The following is a 6564-nucleotide window of genomic DNA, read 5'->3' on the forward strand; positions in this document are numbered from 1 at the left end:
TTTTTTTTAGCAAAATTAGCTTGACAATTTATGGGGCTTGTAATTAAAAAGTAAGCTTACTAAACCAAATCCTAATAAAGGTAATACTGGGGTCGTTTCGGGAACAGTTTCAACGGTTACACTCTCAAGTCGATAATCGTCATTTTCTTGAGCTACGGTAAATTCAAAGTTCAAACCTTTCCTATTACCTAAAGAGGAAAAGTCAAAAGGATTATTGTTATTTAGTCTACTATTAAGACTGACAACTTCATCTCCATCAATAGATAAGGCAAAGCCATCGTTATTTTGTAATCTGGTAAACGAAGCAGACTCTATTCTGACTGGCTGGTCAAAACTTAACAGTAACGATTCAAATAGTTCTCCCTCTCCATCGACTTGTCCTGCCTTATTTCCTGTCCCAACAACTCCTAATCCATCAGAACGTCGTCGTACATTTGTGGATACGCCAGCTTCAGCACCCGTCACAGTCAAAATTGGCTCGTTAAGATCGACAGGTGTGTAGGTAAAAGGAGTTAAAGCAGTGCTGTTAGCATTTCCACCACCTAAATTGTAAATTAATGTAGTAGCCTGGGCTGATTGAGGAGAATTTACGGCACAGATTAAACCAATAGTAGTAGTTGTAACTAAAGTAGTAACAGTATTTTTCATTTCTTTATTTAGTAATGATAATTTGCTGTTGAATTATCTTAAAAATTTTTATGTAACAAAATACTCTTAAGCAAATTATCGGAATAAAAAGTAACCTTCACAATATAACAGTAAACACTTAATTCGTTATCAGGAATAACACGTATTACATTTTTCAGAAAAAATATTTTGAAAATAAATTTATAAGAAGAAATTAACTTTTTAGAGTAAAACACTTAACAAAACAAGAAATCAGGAATAGTAAATAAGAATTAATTGCTAAAAAATGTATTTTAACTCTAATATTGGTTGATTTTTTTACTTAAATGTAGTTAAGTGTTTTCACAAAGATACTTAAGTATTTACAAAGAATTCCACTGAATAACTTTTCCTATAATTTCTTGATTCCACCAGGGGGTATTTGCTCCTAGAGAATGAATATTTTGTATATTTACCTGCCAAATTTTTTGACTATTAAATAATATTAAGTCTGAAGTATGGGACTTATTAATTGATAGAGATTTTTGTTGAAGACAACGGCGAGGTTTGAGACTAAGAGCTTGCCACAATTGAATCGGAGATATAATTTTTGTTGTAACTAATTTTTGCCACAGTATAGGTAAAGCTAGTTCTAAACCAATTACCCCTGGGGGTGCTAGAGCAAAAGGAACGGTTTTCTCTTCATAGGTGTATGCTTGATGATCGATCGCGATCGCATCTATAATACCTTCTTTGATACCCTGTTGTAGTGCTTTGAGGTCGCTAAAATTCCCTAAAGGGGGTTCGAGACGTAAGTTAGGATTATAATTAGCCTGGTCTTGGGTACTAAATAAAAGGTGCATCCAAGTGGTACTAGCGGTTACGGGAACTCCTCTTTGTTTCGCATCGGCGATTAATTCAACACCTCTGGCGGTGGAGACTCGCATAATATGGACGGGAGTTTCCAAGCTAGCAATGATTTCTAGAATAGCAGCGATCGCAGAAGCTTCGGAATAAGCAGGATTACCTAATAATCCATAACGAATTGATTGTGCGCCTTCGCGAATAAAGCCGTCGTTCGTTAGCTGATTTTGCGAAACATCCACAGCAATTGGTTTTTTTAAAGGTTGGAGATATTCAAGAGCCTGTTTAAAGAGAAATAAATCAGAAAAATTAAGTTGCTCTGTAAAGCCAATAGTCTGACTGCTCAATTCACCCAACTCGCTCATTTGCTTAGTGTTTTGACCTAAAGCAAAAGTTGTCCAAAAATTGAGTTGAGATAACGGCTGTTGAGTAATATTTGGTAATTGAGATACTTTTTGCTGTAGTGCAGTTAACGTTTCTGGGTTATCAATACAAGGTGTGGTGTCAGGAAGCACCGCAACTTCAATAAATCCCCCTGCTGCTGCACTAGCAGCTAAACTTAATAGAGTTTCCCTCGCTTCATATCCAGGCTCTCCACTATGACTGTAGAGGTCTACTAAACCTGTACCCAAAATTAAATTTTCACCTGGGATTATTTGAGTATTGGATGGATAGTTAATGATTTGTGTTTTTACTAATTGAATTTGACCATTAACAATTAATACATCAGATATCCAATCTTTTGCTTCAGCAGAGTCGATAATTCTAACTTGCTGTAGTAGGATTGTTGATTCTCCATTCATAGGACAAAGATCGAGATTAGAAGACATAGGGAGATGTTATGACAGTGACCACTGTTGAAAACAAAAGCAGGAGTGGCAGCATTGAAAAATTCTCAATTTTACTAATAAATGATCGCTGATCTTGACCAACGGTCACGTGCCGTCTCCGTCGTTAGAAGGCGGAGTAATCTGTGACCCCGATCCAATATACAGGCAAGCAGACCAATTTGGCAGAAAAAATGATGAAACTATCAAGATGATGTTAAATACTTTTCTGAGAGATGTCGTAAACTTAAAAATCAAGCAGTCTAAATTCGAGAAAACTACAGTATTTGGCAGTTCGCAATTAGACCGCGACATTCAAGATTCAAAATTCAACATTTAATACTAAAAAATCATGTCAGTCCAGCCAAAATTAATCATTCATGGTGGTGCAGGTGGTCATCTTCAAAGTGAAGAAGGAGAGATCATTGTACGCCAAGCTCTTCATTCTGTTGTCGAAAAAATCTATTCGATGTTGCTTGATGATGTTAGTGCCAAAGAAGCAGTAGTTAAAGGCTGCCAACTATTAGAAGACAAAACAATTTTTAATGCGGGAACTGGTTCGGTACTACAATCTGACGGACAAATTCGCATGAGTGCTTCTTTAATGGATGGTAGCAAGCAGCGTTTTAGTGGCGTAATTAATGTATCTCGCGTTAAGCATCCTATTGAGTTAGCACAGTTCTTACAAAGTGAAGAAGATCGCGTGTTATCAGACAATGGCGCAGCAGAATTGTTACGAGAATTAAATGTACCAATTTACGATCCTCTAATTGATATCCGTCTCAAAGAATGGATGCAAGAAAGATACGATCATTTTCATAAACAAATGGCTGGTGTAATCGCCGAACAAGAGCTAACTCTGCCCCATGAAGCTAGGAAAGGTACAATTGGTGTTGTTGCCTTAGATTGCCACGGTAAAATTGCAGCAGGCACTTCCACAGGAGGTAAAGGTTTAGAAAGAATTGGTCGTGTGAGTGACTCTGCTATGCCCGCAGGTAACTATGCTAACGATGATGCGGGGGTTAGCTGTACTGGTGTTGGTGAAGACATTATGGACGAATGTCTCGCAGCTAAAGTAGTAATCCGTGTTACCGATGGTTCGACTCTCAAAAAGGCGATGACACGCTCAATGCAAGAGTCTCAATCAAGAAACCGAGATTTAGGAGCGATCGCAATTGCGCAATCAGGAGCGATCGCTTGGGGGAAAACTAGCGAAGTGTTATTGGCTGCTTATCATGATGGTAGCCAAATAGGTGACACTCTAAGTTGGACAGATCGACAAGAATTAATGGGCTGTTGTGAATAGAATCAGAGGAAAATTCTCATGTAGGGTGGGTATTACTCACCCCATAAGGATAGGTTTTAAAAGAGCGACATAAACTCCCGAAATAAATTCTAAGGGCGTAAGTCTGAGCGAGAGGGATGGCGAGGTTGCCTTATGCGCGATGCAGAGCGAGTCCTAAGGCGGAAGCGGTATCCGTGATAGACGCCATATCCAATTCTTTGCTTTGGGGTTTCCCTAGACTGTTGACCAACGGTCACGTGCCGTCTCCGTCGTTTGACGGCGGAGTAATCTGTGACTGCCCGCATCGGGAGACGCGCCCTTACTTTCACTGTGAGGAGGCACTTTAATTCAGTATTAAACTTCCCGAAAAAGGTATTTATTTATACTTGAAATTCCGAAAAGATACTCCCTATTTCCCGACTAAATTTAACCATCAAAAGTCAAGACTCGCGTTCCGACATCACAAGGAAGGGTCAGAAGCCCGCGTCGGACGTGGCGTACAAGACGGACGGCTGAAATTAGGAATTCAACCGACCACCGAAGCGTCCTCCTTTTGAGATAACCTCAACAGCGTGATTGGATAAGCACAGGGTAAACCAGCATCCCTCACGCTCAAAAGACAGCCACTCCGTAAGACGTTTACACCCATCGCATCTTCGTGTTTATACCCGTCGCATCTTCGTATTTATCCCCATCGCATTTGGGGGCAAGGGAACGTCCTCCAAGACAACCTCAGCAGGTTCACTCGTCAAAACCTACCCTTGTAAGCTCCCCTCTTCCCTCAAACCCTGATTTATTTTTGCACTGTGTAAGTCCTAATTTACTATTTTAAGGTTAAGATTTCTACCCCATCTTCAGTGACAGCCACAGTATGTTCAAATTGTGCAGAAAGCAAACTATCTGCCGTAACCGCTGTCCAACCATCGTCTAACATGACAGCTTCCCAAGTTCCTTGATTAATCATTGGTTCGATAGTAAAAACCATTCCTGGCTTCATTTTTTTTCCTTTACCCCGTCTACCATAATGAGGGACTTGAGGCGCAGTGTGGAAAATATGGCTGACACCGTGTCCTACGAAATCTCTCACCACAGAATAATCATGGGATTCTGCGTATTCTTGAATAGCTGCGCCAATATCGCCGATTCTTGCTCCTGGTTTAACTTCTGCAATGCCTCTATGCAAACATTCCTCAGTCACCTCTACTAACTTTTTCGCTTCAGCAGAAGGAATTCCCACGAAAAAAGTTCTGGAAGTATCTCCATGATAGCCATCAAGAATGGGAGTCACATCAATGTTGATAATGTCTCCATCTTGCAAAATTTCTTTAGCATTGGGAATACCGTGACAAATTACCTCATTGACACTGGTGCAAATTGAACGAGTAAAAGGATTATCTTTAGGACCGTAACCCAAAGGCGCACTTTTTGCTCCTTTTGCTTGAGTCCACCTTTCCGCTTCATCATTAAGTTCCTGGGTGCTAATCCCTGGTTTAACCATTGGTGCAAGATGAGCTAATAATTCCGCAGCTAAAGCTCCTGCTTTTCGCATTTTGTCTATTTCTCTACTAGACAATAAAGTAACTCTTTCACTTCCCATAGCAGTTTTATTTTGTCTCTTGTTAGTAACTAAATTTAATTCTTTCAGTAATAAACTAGCTTAACAGTTTCCCAGAATGATCTCTGTAAATAATAGACTGAAAAATACTCGATCAATCGGGATTCCATAGAGTTGTTATTAACTGTCTCAAACTTTGGTGATTACCATTTCCTAAAATTAAATGATCCAACACAGGAATATCTAAATATTCTGCACCCAGTAATAATTGTTTAGTCAGTTCAATATCTGCTTCTGAAGGCTCTAAATTTCCTGAAGGATGATTGTGAGCAACAATTAACTTACAAGCACCCTGTCTAATAGATTCGCGAAAAATTTCCCTAGGATGTACCAAAGTTTCTGTGGCTGTCCCAATAGTAATTATTTGAGTCCCAATCAGACAGTTTTTAACATCCAACATTAAAACAGCAAATCTTTCTTGATTTTGCCACATCAAATCCTGGCTTAAAGCAGCAGCAGCAGCAGCAGGATTATCAATAACCGCTCTTTCGTGAGGGCGAAATTGAAAAGTTCTTTTTCCTAACTCTACCGCAGCTACTATGGTGGCAGCTTTCGCTGGACCCACGCCAGGAATTTGCATTAATTCTTGAGGTTTAACATCTCTCAAAGCATCAAGAGAATCCCTTCTATTTTGACTCAATTGCTGAAGAATATGTTGCCCTAACCCAATGGCAGATAACTTTCCTTTACCTTGACCAGTACTAAGTAAAATGGCAATTAGTTCTGCTGTAGCTAAATTTTTAGCTCCTACAGCTAGCAATCTTTCGCGAGGACGCTCACTAAGAGGAAGATCGGCAATTCTTAGACTGTAAGTCATTCAAACAAGGAAAAATAAGTTAAATCAAGATATCGCCAATATAACTCAGCAAAAAAAAAGAGGCGATTTGTCGCGCCTCTAAATCAACAAAGTTATTTTTGATGTTGGCTAATCAATCTATCTGCCTTTTCTGATATTTTTCGCCATGTTGCGGAACATATCCATACTGTCATCTACCTTGCGAGGTGCAGGTGCAGGTGCAGGTTTAGGTGCGGGTGCAGGAGTAGATTCTGCCCTGGGTGCAGGTGCAGGGTTAAAAGAGCTTTGAGGTTGATAGTTGTTACTAATAGACTTGGTCTGAAAACCGTTGTTTGCATTAGAAAAGTTTCTATCATTTTCTGAAGAAACTGATTTTTCGATCGCAAAGCCATTAGGATTTTTAAGAGTTTTGGGAAAAGTTCTTCTAACTTTTTTTGCCATTCTCATGTAATCAATATCACCCATAGTTTGAGCGTCATCTGGTTCGAGGAAGAAATCATTCTTACCCATCGTTGGTTACTCCTTGTATTTGCATTACTTATGATTGCTTATATTAAAATTTATCAAAAAA

Annotated in this window: 7 protein-coding genes; 2 read left to right on the plus strand and 5 right to left on the minus strand. The window is 39.3% G+C overall.

The features are described from left to right. Positions 1-15 precede the first annotated feature (15 nt). Entirely contained in the window at positions 16-648 is a 633-nt protein-coding gene (locus H1P_RS29755; protein WP_144874563.1) for a hypothetical protein, read from the minus strand. Positions 649-989: 341 nt separating this feature from the next. Beyond that, positions 990-2300 carry a dihydroorotase gene (locus tag H1P_RS29760; RefSeq protein WP_246142019.1) on the minus strand — a complete coding sequence of 437 codons (1311 nt, stop codon included), beginning with the start codon at positions 2298-2300 and terminating at the stop codon, positions 990-992. Positions 2301-2394: 94 nt separating this feature from the next. Here H1P_RS29760 and H1P_RS29765 point away from each other — a divergent pair, with 94 nt between their 5' ends. Then, complete coding sequence (locus H1P_RS29765; protein WP_144874565.1) at positions 2395-2637, plus strand: hypothetical protein; 243 nt, start codon at positions 2395-2397, stop codon at positions 2635-2637. Positions 2638-2649: 12 nt separating this feature from the next. After that, a complete protein-coding gene (locus H1P_RS29770) occupies positions 2650-3603 on the plus strand; it encodes an isoaspartyl peptidase/L-asparaginase (protein WP_144874567.1) in 954 nt (317 codons plus the stop codon). Positions 3604-4405: 802 nt separating this feature from the next. Here H1P_RS29770 and map read toward each other — a convergent pair. From map to H1P_RS29785, 3 genes are all read right to left on the minus strand, one after another. Next, on the minus strand, positions 4406-5179 hold the full coding sequence (map, locus tag H1P_RS29775; protein WP_144874569.1) for a type I methionyl aminopeptidase: 774 nt from the start codon (positions 5177-5179) through the stop codon (positions 4406-4408). Between the two features lie 112 nt (positions 5180-5291). Continuing rightward, entirely contained in the window at positions 5292-6014 is a 723-nt protein-coding gene (gene radC, locus H1P_RS29780; RefSeq protein ID WP_144874571.1) for a RadC family protein, read from the minus strand. A 117-nt stretch (positions 6015-6131) separates the two neighbouring features. Then, positions 6132-6503 carry a hypothetical protein gene (locus H1P_RS29785; protein WP_144874573.1) on the minus strand — a complete coding sequence of 124 codons (372 nt, stop codon included), beginning with the start codon at positions 6501-6503 and terminating at the stop codon, positions 6132-6134. Positions 6504-6564: the final 61 nt, after the last annotated feature.

It is taken from the genome of Hyella patelloides LEGE 07179 (assembly GCF_900659865.1).
Classification (GTDB): domain Bacteria; phylum Cyanobacteriota; class Cyanobacteriia; order Cyanobacteriales; family Xenococcaceae; genus Hyella; species Hyella patelloides.

Excerpts from the sequence above, each read along its gene's own strand:
- H1P_RS29755 (WP_144874563.1), bottom strand. The coding sequence starts at position 648 with ATGAAAAATACTGTTACTACTTTAGTTACAACTACTACTATTGGTTTA.
- H1P_RS29760 (WP_246142019.1), bottom strand. The coding sequence starts at position 2,300 with ATGTCTTCTAATCTCGATCTTTGTCCTATGAATGGAGAATCAACAATC.
- H1P_RS29770 (WP_144874567.1), top strand. The coding sequence starts at position 2,650 with ATGTCAGTCCAGCCAAAATTAATCATTCATGGTGGTGCAGGTGGTCAT.
- map (WP_144874569.1), bottom strand. The coding sequence starts at position 5,179 with ATGGGAAGTGAAAGAGTTACTTTATTGTCTAGTAGAGAAATAGACAAA.
- radC (WP_144874571.1), bottom strand. The coding sequence starts at position 6,014 with ATGACTTACAGTCTAAGAATTGCCGATCTTCCTCTTAGTGAGCGTCCT.
- H1P_RS29785 (WP_144874573.1), bottom strand. The coding sequence starts at position 6,503 with ATGGGTAAGAATGATTTCTTCCTCGAACCAGATGACGCTCAAACTATG.